This is a genomic window from Stenotrophomonas sp. VV52 (genome assembly GCF_002893095.1).
Taxonomy (GTDB): domain Bacteria; phylum Pseudomonadota; class Gammaproteobacteria; order Xanthomonadales; family Xanthomonadaceae; genus Stenotrophomonas; species Stenotrophomonas aracearum.
Genome location: NZ_PKQQ01000003.1, coordinates 106160 through 126799, shown reverse-complemented (window position 1 = coordinate 126799; position 20640 = coordinate 106160). Strand labels below are relative to the sequence as shown.

Annotated in this window: 14 protein-coding genes; 8 read left to right on the top strand and 6 right to left on the bottom strand. The window is 66.6% G+C overall.

Annotated features, from left to right (window positions below):
• Positions 1–6 precede the first annotated feature (6 nt).
• Both C2U58_RS09070 and C2U58_RS09065 read left to right on the top strand, forming a co-directional pair.
• Positions 7–1005 (top strand): N(4)-(beta-N-acetylglucosaminyl)-L-asparaginase, encoded by a 999-nt coding sequence (locus C2U58_RS09070; protein ID WP_102945567.1) that lies wholly within the window; start codon positions 7–9, stop codon positions 1003–1005.
• Entirely contained in the window at positions 1005–1745 is a 741-nt protein-coding gene (locus C2U58_RS09065) for a copper homeostasis protein CutC (RefSeq protein WP_102945566.1), read from the top strand. Before C2U58_RS09070 ends, C2U58_RS09065 begins: the two co-directional genes overlap by 1 nt.
• A 115-nt stretch (positions 1746–1860) precedes the next feature.
• Here the strand turns inward: C2U58_RS09065 and C2U58_RS09060 are convergent, their stop codons facing one another.
• Positions 1861–4941 carry a TonB-dependent receptor gene (locus tag C2U58_RS09060; RefSeq protein WP_102945565.1) on the bottom strand — a complete coding sequence of 1027 codons (3081 nt, stop codon included), beginning with the start codon at positions 4939–4941 and terminating at the stop codon, positions 1861–1863.
• A gap of 449 nt (positions 4942–5390) precedes the next feature.
• Here C2U58_RS09060 and C2U58_RS09055 point away from each other — a divergent pair, with 449 nt between their 5' ends.
• The 6 genes from C2U58_RS09055 to C2U58_RS09030 all read left to right on the top strand — a co-directional run bounded on the left by C2U58_RS09055 (position 5391) and on the right by C2U58_RS09030 (position 15176).
• Positions 5391–7826, top strand: a complete 2436-nt coding sequence (locus C2U58_RS09055) for a GH92 family glycosyl hydrolase (RefSeq protein WP_102945564.1) — start codon at positions 5391–5393, stop codon at positions 7824–7826.
• Between the two features lie 70 nt (positions 7827–7896).
• Positions 7897–8967 (top strand): LacI family DNA-binding transcriptional regulator, encoded by a 1071-nt coding sequence (locus tag C2U58_RS09050; RefSeq protein WP_102945892.1) that lies wholly within the window; start codon positions 7897–7899, stop codon positions 8965–8967.
• A gap of 110 nt (positions 8968–9077) precedes the next feature.
• Complete coding sequence (fucP, locus tag C2U58_RS09045; RefSeq protein ID WP_253256711.1) at positions 9078–10322, top strand: L-fucose:H+ symporter permease; 1245 nt, start codon at positions 9078–9080, stop codon at positions 10320–10322.
• A gap of 7 nt (positions 10323–10329) precedes the next feature.
• Positions 10330–11328 carry a carbohydrate kinase gene (locus C2U58_RS09040; protein ID WP_102945562.1) on the top strand — a complete coding sequence of 333 codons (999 nt, stop codon included), beginning with the start codon at positions 10330–10332 and terminating at the stop codon, positions 11326–11328.
• Positions 11325–12518 carry an AGE family epimerase/isomerase gene (locus C2U58_RS09035; RefSeq protein ID WP_102945561.1) on the top strand — a complete coding sequence of 398 codons (1194 nt, stop codon included), beginning with the start codon at positions 11325–11327 and terminating at the stop codon, positions 12516–12518. The genes C2U58_RS09040 and C2U58_RS09035 overlap by 4 nt, the downstream gene beginning before the upstream one ends.
• A gap of 33 nt (positions 12519–12551) precedes the next feature.
• Positions 12552–15176: a glycoside hydrolase family 2 protein gene (locus C2U58_RS09030; protein WP_102945560.1), complete on the top strand. Its 2625-nt coding sequence runs from the start codon at positions 12552–12554 to the stop codon at positions 15174–15176.
• A 55-nt stretch (positions 15177–15231) separates the two neighbouring features.
• On the opposite strand, the gene mtnC is transcribed toward C2U58_RS09030, so the two are convergent.
• The 5 genes from mtnC to C2U58_RS09005 all read right to left on the bottom strand — a co-directional run bounded on the left by mtnC (position 15232) and on the right by C2U58_RS09005 (position 20493).
• Complete coding sequence (gene mtnC / locus C2U58_RS09025) at positions 15232–15930, bottom strand: acireductone synthase (protein ID WP_102945559.1); 699 nt, start codon at positions 15928–15930, stop codon at positions 15232–15234.
• A 3-nt stretch (positions 15931–15933) separates the two neighbouring features.
• Positions 15934–16491: an acireductone dioxygenase gene (locus C2U58_RS09020; protein ID WP_102945558.1), complete on the bottom strand. Its 558-nt coding sequence runs from the start codon at positions 16489–16491 to the stop codon at positions 15934–15936.
• 76 nt (positions 16492–16567) lie between these two features.
• A complete protein-coding gene (locus tag C2U58_RS09015) occupies positions 16568–17206 on the bottom strand; it encodes a methylthioribulose 1-phosphate dehydratase (protein WP_102945557.1) in 639 nt (212 codons plus the stop codon).
• Between the two features lie 329 nt (positions 17207–17535).
• The gene (locus C2U58_RS09010) at positions 17536–18963 is read right to left on the bottom strand and encodes an amino acid permease (protein ID WP_102945556.1); all 1428 of its coding nucleotides are present in this window, start codon (positions 18961–18963) and stop codon (positions 17536–17538) included.
• A gap of 54 nt (positions 18964–19017) precedes the next feature.
• Positions 19018–20493: an amino acid permease gene (locus C2U58_RS09005; RefSeq protein WP_102945555.1), complete on the bottom strand. Its 1476-nt coding sequence runs from the start codon at positions 20491–20493 to the stop codon at positions 19018–19020.
• Positions 20494–20640: the final 147 nt, after the last annotated feature.

The following is a 20640-nucleotide window of genomic DNA, read 5'->3' as shown; positions in this document are numbered from 1 at the left end:
CAGCACGTGACAGATCGTAGGCAGTTTCTCCAGGCCGGTGCATTGGCCGCAGGCGTGATGGCGTTTCCGAAAGTGCAGGCCAGCAGCAACGGTCGTGCCCGGGTAGTCTCCACTTGGGACTTCGGTGTGGGTGCCAACCAGGCCGCGTGGAAAGTGCTTTCGACTGGCGGCAGCGCGCTGGACGCAGTGGAAACCGGTGCACGCTGGGCTGAAAGCGAGTTGTGCAATCCGACGGTGGGCCGCTGCGGCAATCCAGACCGCGACGGCATCCTCAGCCTGGACGCCAGCATCATGGCCGGCGACGGCCGCTGTGGCTCGGTGGCAGCGCTGACCGACATCCTGCATCCGGTCTCGGTCGCACGCAAAGTGATGGAACAGACCCCGCACGTGATGTTGGTGGGCGAGGGCGCGCAGCAGTTTGCCGTGCAGCAGGGCTTCCCGCGCGAGAAACTGCTGACCCCCGCCGCCGAAAAGGCGTGGCGCGAATGGTTGAAGACCGCGCAGTACACGCCCGAGATCAATGCCGAGCGGCGAATGCGCCCGGGCGACAGCAGCAACCACGATACGCTGGGCATGCTGGCCATCGACGCGCACGGCCAGCTGGCCGGTGCCTGCACCACCAGCGGCATGGCCTGGAAGCTGCACGGCCGGGTCGGCGACAGCCCGATCATCGGCGCCGGTTTGTACGTGGACAATGAAGTGGGCGCGGCTACGGCGTCGGGCGTGGGTGAGGAAATGATCCGCAACGCGGCCTCGTTCCTGGTGGTGGAACTGATGCGCCAGGGCCGTTCCCCGGCCGAGGCCTGCCGCGAGGCCATCGCGCGCGTGGTGCGCAAGCGCCCCGAGGCGAGCAAGACGCTGCAGGTGTGTTTCCTGGCGCTGGACCGCAACGGCGAAGTCGGCGCGTACGCCCTCCATCGCGGCTTCGTCTACGCGGTCTGCGACAAGGACCGCCAGGACGACCTGCGCGACTCGGCGTCGGTCTATACCACCGGGCAGACCTGATGGCCGCCCGCCACGTGCTGGAGATCGCCTCGAACTCGGTGGCCTCGGCACTGGCCGCGCAGGCCGGCGGGGCGGATCGGGTCGAACTCTTCGACAACCTCGGCGAGGGCGGCACCACGCCGTCCTACGCCAGCATTGCTGTCGCACGCGAACGCCTGCGCATTCCGCTGTTCGTGTTGATCCGGCCGCGACCGGGCGATTTCCACTACGACGCGTTGGAAACAGAGCTGATGCTCCGCGATATCGCCAACTGCCGGCAGCTGGGCTGCGACGGCGTCGTGATCGGGGCGTTGGATGCGGACGGCGCCGTGGACATGCCGCTGTGCCGCGAACTGGTGGCCGCAGCCGGCCCACTGGGCATCACGTTTCACCGCGCCTTCGATGCCGCGCGTGACCTGCCCGAAGCGTTGGAGCAGGTCGTGGAGCTGGGGTCCCAGCGTGTACTGAGCTCTGGTGGGCAGGCGAGCGCAGGGCAGGGCAGCGAAATGCTGGCCCGGCTGGTCGCGCAGGCCGGTAGTCGATTGTCGGTGATGGCCGGTGCGGGCATCACGCCGGACAACATCGCCGCGATTGCGTCTGCCACGGGTTGCCGGGAGCTGCATGCGTCTGCGAAGGCGGACCGCGTTTCGGGCATGCGGTTCCGCAATGCGGATCTTCGCGGGTTGGACAACGATTGGGTGCAGACCGACGCCGCGACGGTGGCGACATTGCGTTTCGCCCTGGATCTGGCGGTGCGGTGAGTTGGCGCTGACACGCATGGCGTGTCACGACGCAAAAAAAACGACAGCCATCTGTACCAGCCTGACTGTCGTGGAGGAACGTTGCCCTCGCCGGTGAGGCGAGGGCAGGTGGTGCTTAGAACTTGTAGGTCGCGCCGAAGTACAGCTGGCGGCCGGAGTACAGGCTGGAGATCAGGCGGGCATCGGTGTCGTTGCCGAGGTGGATGCGCTGCTCTTCCTTGGTGGCGTTCAGGACCGAAGCGGTGAAGGTCAGCGCGTCGGTGAAGTTGTAGGCCACATTGAGGTCGAGCTGTGCGTACGGCTCGGTGTACTCGGTCATGCCGCCATTCAAGCCACCGACCACTTCGCCACGGCGGTTGTACGAGGCGCGCGCCAGGAACGAGTCGTTCTCGTAGAACACGGTGAAGTTGGCCTGGTTCTTGGCGCTGCCGACCAGCGGCGATGCGCCGATGTTCTCGCCGTCGAGCACGATCGAAGCCAGGTTGGTGTCGTTGTAGGTGTAGTTGGCCTGCACGCCCAGACCGAAGTCGAAGGTGTACTGGCCATACAGTTCCACGCCCTGCGACACGCCGTCACGGCCGTTGGCCTGGGTCTCGTAGTCCTGCACGGTGACCGACTCGCCGCCGATCACCATCTGCACGTCACGCACGACCGGCACGGTGAAGTTGTCCACGTTCTTGCGGAACAGGCCGATACCCGCCACGGCACCCGGCTGGAAGTACCACTCCAGGCCGACGTCGAACTGGGTTGCCTCGAACGGTTCCAGGTCCTTGTTGCTGCCGTGGCCCTGCCAGCCTTCCTGCGGCGCGCCACCGGCGACGCGGCGGTCGTTGACATACTCGGCGCTGAAGTAGCTCAGTGCGCCCGGCGCGGCGATGCTGGTATAGCTCGGACGTGCGATCACCTTGGACGCGGCGCCACGCAGCACCAGGTTGTCGGTGATGTCCCAGGCGATGTTGAAGCTCGGCAGGAAGTCCGTGTAGGTCTTGTCGGAGCCGATCAGCTCGAACGTCTTCTCACGGGCCAGGCTGTCGGGCAGGCGCACGAAGCCGCTTTCGCAACCGTAGTTCGGGAAGGCCGCCGCGGCCGGGTCGTTGCACGACATCGGCGCGCCCGAGGCGTTGTCCAGGAAGTAGTCGTTGAAGCGTTCGATCGAGTCGCTGGACTGGGCGAACTGCTCGGTGCGGACCATGCGGACGCCGACGTTGCCGCGCAGGCGGTCGGTACGGAAGTTGGCCTGGAAGTAGCCGGCGTAGACCTTCTCGTTGACGTTGTAGACGAAGTCTTCTTCGGTCCGGTTGTGCGAACCGCCGTAGCGGTCGTTGAGGTAGTTGATGTAGGCCGGATAGTCGATGCCCGGGAACACGTTGGCGTCGAAACCGCCGCGGATGCCGGTGATCGGGTTGGACAGGAAGAAGCCCGGCTGGGCGATGCCGGCGGTGTTGTCGCAGCCCGCCTGGTAGCGGTTGTTGTCGTAGTCGGCCGGATCGGTGCCCGGGCAGACCCAGTAGGTGTTGCCGGTGTTGCGGTGGACCTTGCCGTCGCTGTACTTGGCGCCGAACTGGAACGAGTCCAGCCAGCCGGCTTCGAACAGCTTGGTGAAGTCGGCCTGGAAGTGGTTCTGCTTGACCTCGGTCTGCATCCAGGACGAATCGGTGGAGCCGGTGTCCACTTCAGCGATGCCGTTCATCAGCTGCTGCTGCAGGTCAGGCGAGAACGTGGCCGACGGGGTGCCGGTCAGGTCCCATGCGGAGTAGCGGTTGCCCGATTCCCACACACCATCGACGCGACGGCGCGGCTTGGCCGACATGCGGAAGTTCATGGTCGGCCCACCCTCGGACCAGGTGCGGCCGCCGCTGAAGGACGCCTTCCAGAGCGGGCTGATGTCCCAGTCGATGCTCAGGTCGGCGGTCTGCGACAGCGCCTTTTCGCGGCTGTACCCACCGGTCAGCTGCGGGGTGGGGATGGTGCAGTCGTCCGGACCCCAGCCACCCGGCGGCAGGCCGGCCGCAGCGGCTTCGTCTTCGCTGCAGTAGTAGGTCTTGCCGGCCAGCTTCTCGAACTGGGCGCCGGTGACGATGCTGCCGCTGGGATCCATGGTCAGGCCGTTGAGCAGGCGACCGCCGGCCCAGTTGCCGTCCTGGTTGTAGCGCGCCATGTTCCATTCCGGAATCTTGAGCATGTTCTGGGTGTAGTCACCCTGCAGCTCGAAGCGGAAGTAGTTGGCGGTCAGGGTGACGTTGTCGGTCGGCTTGAACTGGAAGGTGAACTGGCCACCGGTGCGCTCACGCTCTTCTTCCTTCACCGCGAAGTTCACCGAGGTGGGCATGAAGAAGTCGGTGTAGTTGTTGCCGTTCTGGTCGTTGAAGCCGGAGTTGCCCCACCAGTAGTTGACGCCGCCCTGGGTCAGCGGGTTGCCGTTGACATCGCGCGCGTCGGTGTCGGTGCCGTACCACTGGTAGTTCTCGGTGGTGGCTTCCATGGTGCGGCTGGTGCGCTTCTGGTTGGTCACGCCAACCAGCACGCCGAAGCGTTCGTCTTCGCTGTGCCAGGAGTACAGCGCGGACGCCTGCGGGTCGACGTCGGGGCTGGTGTCCGAGGAGGTGCCTTCCAGGGTCACGTAGCCGGAATTGGATTCCATCTCGAGCGGGCGACGGGTATGCAGGATCACCGTGCCGCCGATGCCACCTTCGTCGATGCGCGCTTCGGGCGACTTGAACAGCTCGGCGCTGGACAGCATGTTCGACGGCAGCAGGGTGTAGTTGAACGAACGGCTGGCCTCGTCGTTGGTCTCCGAGGTGGCGATGTAGTTGCCGTTCAACTGGGTCAGGGTCAGGTCCGGATCCAGGCCGCGCACGCTGACGCTCTTGCCTTCGCCGCCGTCGCGGGTAATGACCACGCCCGGCACGCGCTGCAGCGAGTCGGCCACGTTCTTGTCGGGGAACTTGCCCACGTCTTCGGCGGTGATCACTTCGACCACGGCGTTGGCGTCGCGCTTCTGCTGCAGGCTCTTTTCGATGGCGTAGCGGTAGCCGGTGACCTGCACGCTGTCGAGCGTGGTCGCCGAGGGCGTTTCGGACGGGGTCGCGGCCTGCTGGGCGAACACGGTCGCCGGCACGAAGGCCGCGGCGGCCAGGGCAAAGGTGATCGCGGCGGACAATGCGTCGCGGCCGTGCATGCGGGACATCTGCTTCATTCCACTCTCTCCGTTGGATTGAATCGGTGCTGAGATTTCGTTGAATCGATCTAAAATTGGCAGCGGACCTGGCGAGCCCCCCAGCTCGCCGTGCCACGCATATGACGGTTCGGAGTTGGATCGATCTAAACCGCTGGCGGCGAATTTTTAACACGGTGGCGCCAGGGAAGCATGCTGCTCCGCAATATGGACGGCGGGGCCGGGAATGTGCCAAGGGCGCAGACGCCACAAGGGACAAGGGGTGGGCGGGGCTGTGAACGCTTCAGTTGCGCAGCGGGCGGGGCGCGGTGGGGCTGGCGGGATCGGGGCTGCGCTCATGTTGCGCCGCAGAATGCATCGGCGGATTGCCCCGTGGTTTACTTAAATCGATCTAAATTCACGCCGCCGTGACTTTGGAGCGATCCAAAACGCACCTCGCCTCAGCGTCATCGACCCACAGGAACCACTGCATGCGCCGATTGCCGTCCCGCCTCGCCCTGACGACCTGCCTCGCCGTCGTGGCCTTCACCCCCATGCTGCAGGCCGCCCCGGCCGCGCTGGAGCGTGAGGTCAACACCTTCATCGGCAGCAAGGATGACGGCAACACCTTCCCGGGCGCCTCGGCCCCGTTCGGCCTGATCCAGGTCAGCCCGATCGGCGAGCACTACGCTGGCTGGCGCTATGACGACCCGAAGATCCGTGGCTTCGGCCATTCCTTCCTGTCCGGCGCCGGTTGCTGGGAGCAGGGCGGCCAGGTCTCGGTCCTGCCGGTGACCGGCAGCATCGGTCCGGGCGGCGACTTCGACACCGACAGCGCCAAGAGCTTCGACCAGAAGGCCTACGCCTCTGGCTACACCCATGAGGGCGAGGTCGGCCAGGCCGGCTATTACAAGGTGCGGCTGACCAGCTACGGCGGCATCGACGCCGAGGCCACCGCGCGCACCCGCGCCGCCGCCGAGCGCTATACCTTCCCGGCCGATGCCACTACCGGCCATGTGCTGGTCAACGTCGGCCAGGCCAACGAACGCCATTCGGTGATCGGCAGCGTGATCGATGTGGTCGGCGACCGCGTGGTCGAAGGCAAGCTGGTTACCAAGAGCTTCTGCGGCGGCCACCAGTACACCACCTGGTTCCGCATCGAGTTCGACCGCCCGTTCAAGGCGTTCGGTACGTGGGGCGAGGGGGGGGGGCTGCCCGGCGCGCGCCACGGCATGGAAGGCGAGCTCAAGCCCAGCGGGGCGTGGCTGAGTTTCGATACATCCAAGGGCCGCGCGGTGACGGCAGTCAGCGCCATTTCCCACGTCGACGCCGAAGGCGCGCGCGCCAACCTGCGCAGCGACGGCATGCAGGACGGCCGCCTGCTCGGCTTCGAGCGCATGCGCAGCCTCTCCCAGCAGCAGTGGCGCAAGGAGCTGTCCACCGTGCGCGTGGACAGCAAGCACGCAGATGACCGCACCGTGCTGTACACCGCGCTGTACCACGCGCTGCTGCAGCCGCTGACCGGCAGCGATGCCGACGGCCGCTACCGGGGCTATGACGACAACATCCACCGTGCCGACGGCTGGACCTACTACGAGTACTTCTCGCTGTGGGACACCTACCGGGCGCAGAACCAGTGGCTGGCGCTGACCCGTCCGCAGGTCACCCGCGACATCGGCCGCAGCCTGCTGGCGATCAACGAGCAGGGCGGTTGGCTGCCGCGCTGGGGCTACGCGAACTTCGAGACCAACATCATGACCGGCGACCCGGTCACCCCCTTCATGGTCGACCTGTGGCGCTTCGGCGCGCTGGCCGGGCGCGAAGGCGAGGCGTACACCGCGCTGCGCCGCAATGCGTTCGAGCTGCCGCCGATGAACTCGCGCCATGCCGGCCGCTCGGGCAACCCGGGTTATGTCGAGAACGGCTACGTTGCCTACGATCGCGCGTTCCCGTCCAAGGGCATGGACGTCGACCCGCACCACGGCGGCTCGGCGACGCTGGAATACGCGCTGGCCGACTGCGCGCTGGCGCAGATGGCCGACGGCCTGGGCCATGCCGACGACGCCGGCGTGCTGCGCCAGCGTGGCCGCAACTGGCAGAAGGTGTGGGACCCGAGCGTGCGCGACGAGGAAACCGGCATGAGCGGCTTCCCGCGTCCGCGCATGGACGATGGCAAGTGGTACCTGCCGGCCGACGGCCACTACAGCCCGCGTTCGCACCATGGCTTCCATGAAGGCACCGCGTGGCAGTACCAGTGGCTGGCCCAGCAGGACATTCCCGGCCTGGTCCAGGCCATGCACGGGCGCGAACAGGCCGGCAAGCGCCTGGATGCCTTCTTCGCCTACGACGCCCTGCTGCAGTCGCCGCTGCAGGCCGCGCGCAAGGAGTGGGTGGTCGGTCCGTACAGCTACTACAACCAGTACCGCTACAACCCGAACAACGAGCCGGACCTGCACGCGCCGTGGATGTACACGCTGATCGGCCAGCCGTGGAAGACCGCCACGGTGGTGCGCGCCGCGCAGCAGCTGTTCACCAACGCGCCCAATGGCGTCACCGGCAACGATGACCTGGGTACGATGTCGGCCTGGTACCTGTTCAGTGCGCTGGGCCTGTACCCGGCGGTGCCGGGCAGCGGCCAGTTCCTGCTGCACGCGCCGCGCTTTGCCAAGGTCGAAGTGGACCTGGGCCAGGGCCGCACGCTGCACCTGCAGGCGCCGGGCGCCGACGGCCGCAAGCTCCAGTACGTGCAGGGCGTGCAGGTCGACGGCCAGGCGCACGCACCGGTGTGGATGGACTGGAACCGCCTGCAGCAGGGCGGCACCATTTCCTACGCACTCGGCGACACCGCCCCGGAAGCCGGCTGGGGGACCCGGGTGGCCGACCTTCCGGTGTCGTACTGCGCCACGCCGGGGGCCGTGCTGGAATGAGCCGCCGTCCCGGTCCGCTGGCCGATGCGATCGTTTAGGCTTGCAGCACCATGACCCGACCGACGCCCCGATGAAAAAGGACACTTCCGCTGCCAAGGGAACCCGCGCCAGCACGCCCCGTGCCGGCGGCGCACGTGCGGTCACCGTGACCGACATCGCCGATGCCATCGGCGTGTCGCGCGCTACGGTGTCGCTGGTGCTGCGGGGCAGCCCGCTGGTCAATGTCGACACCCGTGCGCGGGTGGAGGCCGAACTGCGCCGGCAGCGCTATGTGTACAACCGGGGCGCGGCCAACCTGCGCCGCCGCACCTCGACCAGCGTGGCGCTGGTGATCAACGATCTGTCCAACCCGTTCTTCGCCGAATTCGCTTCCGGCGTCGACGAGGCGCTGGGCGCGAAGGGCTACGTGACCCTGCTCGGCAGCACCGGCGAGTCGCCCGAGCGGCAGCAGGCGGTGCTGACCACCCTGATGGAACACACACCAGCCGGGCTGATCCTGTCGCCGGCCGAAGGCAGCGACGCCACCGAAGTACGCCAGGCACTGGGTTTCAATGCCAACGTGCTGCTGTTCAACCGCGAACTCAACGGCGGCGATTGGGATTTCCTCACCCTGGACAACCAGCAGGGCGCCTACCTGGCGACCCGCCACCTGATCGAGCGTGGCCACCAGCGCATCGCGTTCTTCGGTGGTCATGCCGATTCCAGTTCCTGCCACCAGCGCCGCACCGGCTACGCGCAGGCGCTGGCCGAGGCAGGGCTGAAGGTGCAGCCGGACTGGCTGATCGAATCAGCGCCCAACCGTCTTGAAGCCGCCGCGCGTTCGGGCGAACTGTTCGCCGGCGAAGTGCCCACCGCTGCAGTCTGCTACAACGACACGGTAGCGCTCGGCCTGATGCTGGGCCTGGCCTCGCGCGGCGTGCAACCGGGCCGCGATTTCGCGGTGACCGGTTTCGATGACATTTCCGAAGCAGCGGTGGCGATGCCGCCGCTGACCACGCTCACCGTGAACCCCCGCGAGCGCGGCCGCCAAGCGGCCGAACTGCTGCTGCAACGCCTGGACGATCCCACCGCCGCACCGCGCCGCACCGTGGCGCCGGTACAGCTCCGTATCCGTGACAGCAGCGGCCCCGCCGTAGGCTGATTTCGACTCCCTTTCACCCGCCCGCGCAATGAGGCGCGTACCGCATGCCCATTTCTCCAACGCCACGCCTGCCCACCTCGTCTTCCACCGCACCCGTGGTCAACACGCGCATGGCGTTGGCGGTCGCCACCACGATCTTCTTCATGTGGGGCTTCCTGACCTGCCTCAACGACATCCTGATTCCGCACCTGAAGGCGGTGTTCGAGCTGAACTACGCCAAGGCGATGCTGGTCCAGTTCACCTTCTTCGGCGCGTACTTCCTGATGTCGCTGCCGGCCGGCCGGCTGGTCGCGCACCTGGGCTACAAGAAGGGCATCGTGGCCGGCCTGGCCATTGCCGCGGTCGGTGCGCTGGGCTTCTGGCCGGCCGCCGAACTGCGCGTGTATGAAGCCTTCCTCGGTGCGCTGTTCGTACTGGCCACCGGCATTACCGTGCTGCAGGTGGCGGCCAACCCGTACGTGGCATTGCTGGGCCCGGAACAGACCGCCTCGAGCCGGCTGACCCTGGCGCAGGCACTGAACTCGCTCGGCACGGCGATCGCGCCGATCTTCGGTGGGCTGCTGATCCTGGGCAACACGGTCAAGAGCGCCGACGAACTGGCCGCGCTGGGCGCCGCTGAACAGCTGGCCTACCGCACCCAGGAAGCACAGGCGGTGCAGGGCCCGTACGTTGGCCTGGCGATCGCGCTGGCGCTGCTGGCCGTGTTCGTCTACCTGTTCCGCCTGCCGGCACTGAACGAGACCACCGAGCAGGCCGACACCGGCAGCCACACCCTGATGGATGCGCTGCGCCATCGCCACGTGCTGTTCGGCGTGCTCGGCATCTTCTTCTATGTCGGCGCGGAAGTGTCGATCGGCAGTTTCCTGGTCAATTACCTGTCCATGCCGAACATCGGTGGACTCACCGAACAGCAGGCGACCGGTTACGTGTCGGCGTACTGGACCATGGCGATGGTCGGCCGCTTCGCCGGCTCGGCGATCATGACCCGGTTCTCGCCGCGCATCCTGCTCACCCTCTTCGCCGGGGCCAATGCGCTGCTGCTGGCACTCACCATGGCGACCGAAGGGCACGTGGCGATGTACTCGGTGGTGGCGATCGGCCTGTTCAATTCGATCATGTTCCCGACCATCTTCGCGCTCAGCATCGAGCGCCTGGGTCCGCTGACCAACAAGGCCTCGAGCCTGCTGATCATGGCCATCGTCGGTGGCGCGATCATTCCGTTCCTGCAGGGCCTGCTGGCCGACCGCATCGGCCTGCACCTGTCTTTCATCCTGCCGTTGCTGTGCTACGGCTACATCCTCTTCTATGGCATGTGGGGCTCGCGCCCGCGTGCCGGTTTCAGCCAGGGGGGCTGAGCGCGTCATGACCAAGATTGTTTGTTTCGGCGAAATTTTGATCGATCTACTTGCACAGCCGCCGGCCACTCCGGACACCCCGCGTGCGTTCCTGCAGTACGCCGGCGGCGCGCCGGCCAACGTTGCGGTGGCCGCAGCGCGCCTCGGCGCCGACACCCATTTCGCCGGCATGCTCGGCCAGGACATGTTCGGCGACTTCCTCGCCGACAGCCTTGCCAGCGCCGGGGTCGCCACCGACTGCATCGTGCGCACCGACGCGGCCAAGACCGCGCTGGCGTTCGTGGCACTGGACGCGCATGGCGAGCGTAGTTTCAGCTTCTACCGGCCGCCGGCGGCGGACCTGCTGTTCCGCGCCGAGCATTTCAGCCCGGCCTGCTTCGAGGGCACCCGCAGCTTCCACGTGTGCTCCAACAGCCTGACCGAGGGCGCCATCGCCCAGGCCACGCTGGAGGGCATGCAGCGTGCGCGTGCCGCCGGTGCGATGGTCAGCATCGACCTCAACCTGCGTCCTGCACTGTGGCCGGCCGAGGTCGACCCGACCGACACGCTGTGGCAGGCGCTGGTGCTGGCCGACCTGGTCAAGCTCTCGCGGGAGGAACTGGATTTCCTGGCCTCGCCGCTGGGCGCCGACGGGGGTAGCGTGGTCATCCAGCGCCTGCTGGCCGCCAACGCGCACGCCGTGGTGGTCACCGACGGTGCCGCACCGATGCGCTGGCACACCCGGCATGGCAATGGCGTGGTCACCGGCTTCCAGGTGCCTACCGTGGACACCACTGCAGCCGGTGATGCGTTCGTGGGCGGGCTGCTGTTCGCCCTTGGCGAGCGCGGCGCCGACGGTCCGGCCTTCGCCGGTTTCTGTGCCGATCCGGCCGCCCTGAAGGATGCCATTCGTTTCGGTGCCGCGGTCGGCGCGCTGGCGGTGACCCGCAAGGGTGCGTTCGCCGCGATGCCGAGCCTGGCCGATGTCCAGCAACTGCTGCAGCAACAACAGGAAATTCCCGCATGACCACCGCCGTTCCCGCCCAGCCCGATTTCCGTTCGCCCGACTTCCTGCGCGCGCATATCGCGCAGAGCATGGCGTTCTACCAGCCGAACGAGATCGACCCGAACGGCGGCTTCTTCCACTATTACCGTGACGATGGCAGCGTGTACGACAGCAGCCACCGCCACCTGGTGAGCAGTACCCGTTTCGTGTTCAACCATGCGATGGCTTATCGCGAGTTCGGCAAGCCAGAAGACCTTGAAGCAGTGAAGCACGGGATCCGTTTCCTGCGCGACGTACACCGCAATCCGGTAACGGGCGGCTATGCCTGGACGCTGCGCGATGGCGTCGTTGAAGATGCCACCAACCACTGTTACGGCGTGGCGTTCGTGCTGCTGGCCTACAGCTGTGCGCTGAAGGCGGGCATCGAAGCCGCGCGCGGCTGGATGGACGAGACCTGGAACCTGCTGGAAACCCACTTCTGGGAGCCGGAATTCGGCCTGTACAAGGACGAGGCCGACGCCGACTGGAACTTCAGCGACTACCGGGGCCAGAACGCCAACATGCACATGTGCGAGGCGATGCTGGCTGCGTTCGAGGCCAGCGGCGAAGCGCGCTACCGCGACCGCGCCCTGCTGCTTGCCGACCACATGACCCGTCGCCAGGCGGCGCAGGGCGAGGGGCTGGTCTGGGAACACTACGACCGCAACTGGCAGATCGACTGGAACTACAACCTCGACAACCCCAAGCACCTGTTCCGTCCGTGGGGCTTCCAGCCGGGGCACCAGACCGAATGGGCCAAGCTGCTGCTGATCCTGGACCGCCACGTGCAGGCCGACTGGCTGGTACCGACCGCGCGTTCGCTGTTCGACACGGCCGTGGCACACAGTTGGGATGACGTGAACGGTGGGTTGGTCTATGGGTTCGCGCCCGATGGCACCGTGTGCGACAACGACAAGTACTTCTGGGTGCAGGCCGAGTCGCTGGCGACTGCTGCGTTGCTGGCCGCGCGTACTGGCGAGGCCATGTACTGGGAATGGTACGACCGCCTGTGGGCGTACTCGTGGGCGCACATGATCGACCATCAGTACGGTGCCTGGTTCCGCATCCTGGACGTGCAGAACCGCAAGTACAGCGACGAGAAGAGCCCGGCGGGCAAGACCGATTACCACACCATGGGCGCGTGTTACGAAGTGCTCAACGTGGTGCGCTGAGTTCGATTCGAGTGGCAACAACGGGGTGAGTGCATGAAGCAGTGGGCGTGGGTGTCGGGTCTTGTTCTGCTGCTTGCGCTTCATGCGCTCCCCACTGCCGCCGCGCCGTTGCAGGCGCAGTGGTCGTTCCGGCTGCTGCCCGGCAATGCGCAGTTGAAGGCGCATCCGGAGGCGGCCGACTGGCGAGCCGCCTCCGTGCCCGGTTCGGTGCATACCGACCTGCTGGCCGCGCAGCTCATTCCCGACCCGTACGCCGGTGCGCCGGAAGCGGCCCTGCAGTGGATCGGGCTGGCAGACTGGGAGTACCAGGCCCGGTTCGATGTGGATGCCGCCACCCTGGCGCGCGCGCATGCCGAACTGGTATTCGAAGGGTTGGACACCTTTGCTGATGTCAGTCTCAACGGCCGGCCGCTGTTGCGTGCCGACAACAGCCACCGTACCTGGCGGGCGTCTGTTGCGGGCCAGCTGCGTGCCCGCGGCAACGAACTGCGCGTGGTGATCCGCTCGCCGATCACCACGCTGCTGCCGGGCGTGCAGGCGATGCCGCACAAGATTGCAGGCAACTACCCGTCGCCGTACGGCGATGAACCGCGCGATGCGATGGTCGGCAATTTCGTACGCAAGCCCGGTTACCACTTCGGTTGGGACTGGGGCCCGCGCTATGTCACCGCTGGCATCTGGCGGCCGGTGCGGCTTGAAAGCTGGAACGTGCAGCGGATCACTGATGTGGCGGTGCAGACCACGGCACTCGACGCACAGCGCGCTGCGCTGCAGGTCCAGGTCGAGGTGGAAGCCGCTGCGGCACGACAGGCGACGGTGCAGGTGGAGATGCTGGATCCGGAAGGCCGCGTCGCGGCTACGGTGACGCAGCCGGCGGCGCTGGGTGCCGGCGTACAGGTGGTGTCGGTGCCGGTTGCGCTGGCCAAGCCTCGCCGCTGGTGGCCGGTCGGGCAGGGCGAGCAGGCGCGTTACACCGTGCGCGCGCGCGTGGATGGCGGTACGGCCGACGCGGTGGAGCGCAGCATCCGCACCGGCCTGCGCACGGTCGAGCTGCGCCGCGAGGAGGACGCCAAGGGCGGGCAGGGCTTCACCTTCGTCATCAATGGCGTGCCGATCTTCGCCAAGGGTGCCAACGTCATTCCGTTCGACATGTTCCCGGCCCGGGTCGATCCGGCACGGATCCGGCGCGAACTGACCGCCGCACGCGACGCCAACATGAACATGCTGCGCAACTGGGGCGGTGGCTACTACGAAGACGATGCGTTCTTCGACATCGCCGACGAGCTGGGGCTGCTGGTCTGGCAGGACTTCATGTTCGGCGGCGGCATGCAGCCGGGCTACGATCCGGCGTTCCGCGCCAACGTGGTGGCCGAGGCGCGCGACAACGTGCGCCGCCTGCGTCGCCATCCGAGCGTGGTGTTGTGGTGTGGCAACAATGAAGAAGAAACCGCGTGGAAGGACTGGGGCCACGGCAAGGACGTGAAGGCGGCCGATCCGGTGTTCGCAGCCAAGGTGTGGCAGGGCTACGTGGACCTGTTCGGCCACGATCTGCGCCAGGTGGTGGACGAGGAAGGGCTGGGCGTGCCGTACTGGTCAAGCTCGCCGAGCAACGACCTGGATACCGTGGCCAACGATTCGACCCGGGGCGACAAGCACTACTGGCAGGTGTGGGGCAATCCGGCGCTGCCGGTGCAGGCCTACCTGCGCGAAACCCCGCGTTTCATGTCCGAGTACGGGCTGCAGGCGTGGCCGGTGCTGCGGACGCTGGATGGCATCATTCCGGAAAGCGCGCGACAGGTGGACAGCACGACCGTGCGTGCGCACCAGAAGTTCATGGCGGGCGAGGGCAACCAGCGCCTGCTGCAGTACATCGAACGCGAGTTCGGCACGCCGCGCGACTTCGCCGATTTCGTCTACCTGAGCCAGGTGATGCAGGCCGAGGGCATCGAACTGGCCGCGCTGCATCATCGGGCCTCGCGTCCGTACACGATGGGTTCGCTGTACTGGCAGCTCAATGATGTATGGCCGGGCGCGTCGTGGTCGAGCATCGATCATGCGGGGCGCTGGAAGGCGCTGCATTTCCATGCGAAGCGGTTCTTCGCCGACCATGCGGTGGCCGCGTTGCGCGACGAGGGTGTGACCCGGGTAAGCCTGCTCAACGACCTGCAGCAGCCGTTGAAGGCGCAGTGGCGGCTGCAGGTGATGGATGTGGAGGGGCGCCAGCTTTCGAAACAGCAGCACGCGGTGGTGGTGCCGGCGCTGTCGGCGCTGGACGTGGGGCGATTCGCCGATGCGCAGCTGCTGGGCAATGCCGATCCTATGCAGACGGTGGCAGTGGTGGAGCTGCTGAAGGGTACGCAGGTGCTGTCGCGGCAGGTGGTCTATTTCGCGGCGGCGAAAGACATGCGGTTGCCGAAGGCGAAGATCGAGACGCGGTGGCTGCAGGACGGTGATGACACCGTGCTGGAGCTGCGCTCGGCAACGCTCGCACGCGGCGTGTGGGTGGCGTTCGAGGGGTTCGATGCCACCTTGGACGACAATGCGTTCGACCTGGTGCCGGGTGAGGCGGTATGCGTGCGGGTCAGCGCGGATGCGGACATGCAGGCGTTGAAGGACGCGTTGCAGGTTCGATCCGTAGTGGACGCGGTCGGAAGGTAATCGACTGCGCCGGCTACCGCGAGGACACGCCATGCGTGTCCCACGCAATGGCCGGTTACACCGTGATCTGCTGGAAATTCTCGACCCGGTCATGCCCGTGCGTTGCGTCCCCGGTGCGCGGCATCGGGTAATCGTCCAGGCGGTCCAGCAGGCGCGTCTGCAACCCGGCTTCGCGCGCGGCGTCCAGCTCTTCGACCACGTCGGACAGGAACACGATCTGCGCGGGGGGCACGCCAATCGCCTTGACGATGTTGCGATAACTCTCCGCGTCGCGCTTGCCGCCGATCTCGGTGTCGAACCAGCCGGACACCAGGTGGGTCAGGTCACCGGCTTCGCTGAAGCCGAAGAACTGCTTCTGGGCGGGGACCGAGCCGGAGGAGTACACGTACAGGGGCTTGCCTTCGGCGTGCCAGCCTTCGAGCACGGCGGCGACTTCGGGGTAGAAATGCGCCTTGTAGTCGCCGTTGCGGTAACCGGCTTCCCAGATCATGCCCTGCAGCGCCTTCAGCGCGGTGTGCTTGCGGTCCTGGTCGATCCAGCCCTGCAGGGTTTCCACGATCAGGGCGTCCTGGCAGGCACCGCCGATCTCCACGGCCACCGCATCCAGCCAGCGACGCACCTCCGGCTCCTGGCCGTGCGCGGCGACGTAGGCCGGCAGGGCCTTGCGCGCATACGGGAACAGCACGTTCTTGACGAACGAGATGCTGCTGGTGGTGCCTTCGATGTCGGTGAGGATGACGGTGGGGTGGGGCATGGATCAGGACGCCTTGGTCGGAACGTAACGGGGGAATTTCTGTGCGATGTCGGTGCCGGTGAAGTGCCCGACCCAGCCGTCCGGTTCGGTGAAGAAGCGGATCGCGACGAAGCTGGGTTCGTCGCCCATGTCGAACCAATGGGTGGTGCCGTCGGGCACGGCGATCAGGTCGTCCTTCACGCACTCGATCTCGTAGACCTTGTCGTCGACGTGCAGGGTGAACAGGCCGGAGCCGGCGACGAAGAAGCGGACTTCGTCTTCCTTGTGGAAGTGTTCGTCGAGGAACTTCCTGCGGAGTTCGGCGCGGTTGGGGTTGTCCGGGGCGATCGAGGCGACGTCGACGCTTTTGAAGCCGTGCTCGGCGACCAGGCGGTCGATGTCGCTGCGGTAGGCGGCGAACACCTCGTCCTGGCTGGCGCCGGGAGCGACTTCATGGGCGGCCTGCCAGCGCTCGAAGGTGACGCCGATCTTCTTCAGTTCGGCAGCGATGAGCGCGCCGTCCTGGGTATCCAGCAGCGGGGCGTCTGGGGCGTGGTCGTCGTAAATGCGCAGTCGGCTCATGGCGGCAGCTTGAACTGGTGGGGGAAACAGAGTGTGTAGTGCCGGCCGCTGGCCGGCAACCTTACGGTTGGAACGCTCAGGGCCCGCGCAGCTTGCGCAGCTCGAGCTCGCAATGCAGGAGGAATTCGAAGGCTTCCAGGTGGCGACGGGCTTCGGCCATGTCGCGGCCCCAGGCGTACAGGCCATGGCCGTCGATCAGGTAGCCCCACATGCAGCCTTCGTCGAGCCTGGCTTCGACCTTGGCGGCGAGTTCGTCCATGTCCTGGGTGTTGGGGAACACCGGTATCTCGACGGCGGTTTCATGGGTGGTGTTGCCGTGGAAGGCCTTCAACAGTTCGTAGCCTTCGATCCGGATGTGGCCGTTGGCGGCATACAGGCGCGAGGCGATGGTCTGCACGGGCGAGTGGGTGTGCAGGACGCAGCCGATTTCGGGGAAGCGGCGGTACAGCTGGGTATGCAGCAGGGTTTCGGCGGAGGGACGCAGGGGGCGGCCGACGGCCTTCCCGTCGAAGTCGACGACCATGATGTCGTCTTCGATCAGGCGACCCTTGTCCTTGCCGGAGACGGTGATCGCGGCGTGCTGGTCGTCCAGCCGGTGCGAAAAGTTGCTGCTGGTCGCGGGGGTCCACCCGGCCTGGGCCAGTTCGCGGATGTTGTCGATCAGCACCTGGGCCAGCTCACTCAGCCGGGTCGTGTCGTAGGGGGTGTTGTTCATGCTGGCATTTTAACTGGCAATGCAGGTAAAGGCAGGTTAGCGCGTGGAGCCGGGCTTTGCCCGGCTTTCACGCATTCGTGCGAACAGCCGAGGGCTGGTGCATGGCCTGTGCAGGGCCGCCCGGTGCGGGTTTGCGGGGTCGCCGTAAACCCATCCATGGGGGCTAAGCGGTCGCCATCCATGGCGCCGATTCCCCCGCAAACCCGCCCCGGTCGACCCTCGACAGAGGGCTGGCGGCCACGGGAAAGGCCACGTCAAACGCAGCGCACGTGCTGGCGCAGTGTTGCAGGCACGGTAGAGCCGGCCTCTGCCCGGCTGCACGGGAGCCGTCAGCGGTTGCGCAGGCGGCTGTGGCGGTAGCTGTAGCCGAAGTAGATCGCGAAGCCTACGACGGTCCAGACGCCCATCAGCATCCAGTTGTGCATCGTCATGGCCGAGAGCAGGGCCAGGCAGCTGAGCACGCCCAGGCTGCAGACCAGCCAGGCGGCCGGGATGCGGAAGGGGCGGGGCAGGTCCGGCTGGGTGCGGCGCAGGACCAGGACGCCGGCGCAGACGGCGGCGAAGGCGATCAGGGTGCCCATCGAGGTCAGTTCGCCGAGGATGTCAAGCGGGAACAGGGCCGCGAGCAGGGCGATGCCGATGCCGGTGATGACGGTGTTGATGTGCGGGGTGCGGTACTTCGGGTGGATCTTGGTGAACACCGGCGGCAGCAGGCCGTCGCGGCCCATGATCATGAAGATGCGCGGTTGGCCGATGATCATCACCAGCACCACCGAGCTCAGGCCGATCAGGGCGCCGATTTCGACCACGACCCGCAGCCAGCCGAGCTGGGGATGCGCGGCCACGGCGGTGACCACCGGTTCGTCGGTGCCCAGCATCGTGTAGGGCACCAGGCCGGTCATGACGGCCGCCATGGCGATGTAGAGCACGGTGCAGATCACCAGCGACAGCAGCATGCCGATCGGCATGTCGCGCTGCGGGCGGTGCGATTCCTGCGCGGCGACCGAAACCGCCTCGAAGCCGATGTAGGCGAAGAACACCATCGCCGCGCCGCGCAGCACGCCTTCCATGCCGTACTTGCCCGGGCCCTGGTTTTCCGGGATGAACGGGGACCAGTTGGCCGGGTCGACGTACTTCCAGCCGACTACGATGACCAGCACGATCAGGCCGGTCTTCAGGATGACCATGGCCATATTCATCGCCGAGGACTTGCTGATGCCGACGTAGCACAGCCAGGTCAGCAGCAGGACCAGGATGGCGGCCGGAATGTTGGCGATCGCGCCGGTCGGGCGCAGCTGGGCGTCCAGCGGGGCGCTGACCAGCGCGGTTGGCAGGTAAATGTCGAAATGACTGAGCAGGCTGAGGAAGTAGCCGGTCCAGCTGACCGCCACCGCCGACGCCGAGACGCCATACTCCAGCACCAGCATCCAGCCGATGAACCAGGCGGCCAGTTCGCCGAAGGTGGCGTAAGTGTAGGTGTAGGCGCTGCCGGAGACCGGCACCATCGAGGCGAACTCGGCGTAGGCCATGGCGCAGAACGCGCAGCAGATCGCGGCCAGCACGAACGACAGCATGATCGCCGGGCCGGCGTGGTTGGCGGCGGCCTGGCCGGTGATGACGAAGATGCCGCCGCCGATCACCGCGCCGATGCCCAGCGCGGTCAGGCCCCACGGGCCCAGATGGCGCTTCAGGCTCAGGCCGTTGGCGTCTTCATGCGCCGCATGCGGGTGCTTGGTCGCCCACAGTTGTTTGAACATCGATCAATTTCCGTCAAAGAACAGGGCCGGCGATGCGCCGGCCCGGGAATGGAATCAGGAAGCCTTGTTGAGCTTGCTGTGGCGGATGCCGTAGCCGAAGTAGATCAGCAGGCCCAGCACGGTCCAGCCGACGAACAGGTGCCAATGCACCACGAACGCCTGCCAGAACAGGAACAGGCACGCCAGCGCGCCCAGCGGGCAGATCAGCCACACCGCCGGCACGCGGAACGGACGGGTCAGTTCCGGGCGGGTGTAACGCAGCACCAGGACGCCGACGCAGACGGTGGCGAAGGCCAGCAGGGTGCCCATCGAGACCAGTTCGCCCAGCACGTTCAGCGGCATCAGGCCGGCCAGCGCGGCGGCCAGCACCCCGACCACGATGGTGGCCCAGTACGGGGTGCGGAAGCGGGCGTGGACCTTGCCGAAGATCTTCGGGATCAGGCCGTCGCGCGAGATCGTGTAGGCGATGCGGGTCTGGCCCATCATCATCACCAGCACCACCGAGGACAGGCCGGCGATCGCGCCGATTTCCACTGCGGTCTTGAGCCAGGACAGGCTGGCATACGGTTCAAGGGCGGTGGCCACCGGCTTGTCGGTGCCCAGCAGGTGGTACGGCATCATGCCGGTCAGCACCGCGCAGACGATGATGTAGACGATGGTGCACACCGCCAGCGAGCCGAGCAGGCCGATCGGCATGTTGCGCTGCGGGTCCTTGGTTTCACCGGCGGCGGTGGAGACCGCGTCGAAGCCGATGTAGGCGAAGAACACGATGGTGGCGGCACGGAACACGCCGCTCCAGCCGAACTCGCCGGACACACCGGTGTTTTCCGGGATGAAGGGCGTCCAGTTGGCGGCGTCGATATGCTGCGCGCCGAAGCCGATGAACAGGCAGATCACGGTGACCTTGATCGCCACGATGATCGCGTTGACGAAGGCCGATTGGGTCACGCCCACGTACAGCAGGCCCGAGACCGCCGCCACGATCAGCACCGCCGGCAGGTTGAACAGCTTGCCCGAGGAAATGAACTCCTGGCCGGTCCAGGCGATCGGCGCCGCGCTCAGTGCGTCCGGGAACGGCATGTGCAGGGTGGTGGTGATGAAACTGATCAGGTACGCCGACCAGCCCACCGCGACCGAGGCCGAGGCGAACAGGTATTCCAGCACCAGGCACCAGCCGATGAACCAGGCCATGCCTTCGCCGAGGGTGGCGTAGGAATAGGAATAGGCGCTGCCCGAGACCGGCATCATCGCCGCGAATTCGGCGTAGCACAGGCCGGCCAGCGCGCAGGCGAAGCCAGCGATCACGAACGACAGCATGACCGCCGGGCCGGCATGGTTGGCGGCAGCCTGGCCGGTCAGCACGAAGATACCTGCGCCGATCACCGCGCCGATGCCCAGCATGATGAGGTGTTTCGCCGTGAGGGTCCTTTTCAGTGAGGCTTCGCCATCCAGGCTGCCTTCGATCGGCTCGCCGGCATCGACGTGCCCGGCCGGTTCGACCGGTTTGACCCTCAACAGAGACTTCAGCATGCGGTGCTTCCCAAAAGTGGTGGTTACAACGGGGAGGTGCGATACATGGCCGCACCGGCCCGCTGTACCTTAGCCAAAGCTGAAGGCTGCTTACAAGCGCAAATGCAGCATGCCGGGCGATAATCTGCCAAATCCGTCTTCCAGCGC

What these genes read in the sequence shown, in the direction of transcription:
- C2U58_RS09065 (WP_102945566.1), top strand. Translation starts at nt 1,005, where the DNA reads ATGGCCGCCCGCCACGTGCTGGAGATCGCCTCGAACTCGGTGGCCTCG.
- C2U58_RS09060 (WP_102945565.1), bottom strand. Translation starts at nt 4,941, where the DNA reads ATGAAGCAGATGTCCCGCATGCACGGCCGCGACGCATTGTCCGCCGCG.
- C2U58_RS09055 (WP_102945564.1), top strand. Translation starts at nt 5,391, where the DNA reads ATGCGCCGATTGCCGTCCCGCCTCGCCCTGACGACCTGCCTCGCCGTC.
- C2U58_RS09050 (WP_102945892.1), top strand. Translation starts at nt 7,897, where the DNA reads ATGAAAAAGGACACTTCCGCTGCCAAGGGAACCCGCGCCAGCACGCCC.
- fucP (WP_253256711.1), top strand. Translation starts at nt 9,078, where the DNA reads ATGGCGTTGGCGGTCGCCACCACGATCTTCTTCATGTGGGGCTTCCTG.
- C2U58_RS09040 (WP_102945562.1), top strand. Translation starts at nt 10,330, where the DNA reads ATGACCAAGATTGTTTGTTTCGGCGAAATTTTGATCGATCTACTTGCA.
- C2U58_RS09035 (WP_102945561.1), top strand. Translation starts at nt 11,325, where the DNA reads ATGACCACCGCCGTTCCCGCCCAGCCCGATTTCCGTTCGCCCGACTTC.
- C2U58_RS09030 (WP_102945560.1), top strand. Translation starts at nt 12,552, where the DNA reads ATGAAGCAGTGGGCGTGGGTGTCGGGTCTTGTTCTGCTGCTTGCGCTT.
- mtnC (WP_102945559.1), bottom strand. Translation starts at nt 15,930, where the DNA reads ATGCCCCACCCCACCGTCATCCTCACCGACATCGAAGGCACCACCAGC.
- C2U58_RS09020 (WP_102945558.1), bottom strand. Translation starts at nt 16,491, where the DNA reads ATGAGCCGACTGCGCATTTACGACGACCACGCCCCAGACGCCCCGCTG.
- C2U58_RS09015 (WP_102945557.1), bottom strand. Translation starts at nt 17,206, where the DNA reads ATGAACAACACCCCCTACGACACGACCCGGCTGAGTGAGCTGGCCCAG.
- C2U58_RS09010 (WP_102945556.1), bottom strand. Translation starts at nt 18,963, where the DNA reads ATGTTCAAACAACTGTGGGCGACCAAGCACCCGCATGCGGCGCATGAA.
- C2U58_RS09005 (WP_102945555.1), bottom strand. Translation starts at nt 20,493, where the DNA reads ATGCTGAAGTCTCTGTTGAGGGTCAAACCGGTCGAACCGGCCGGGCAC.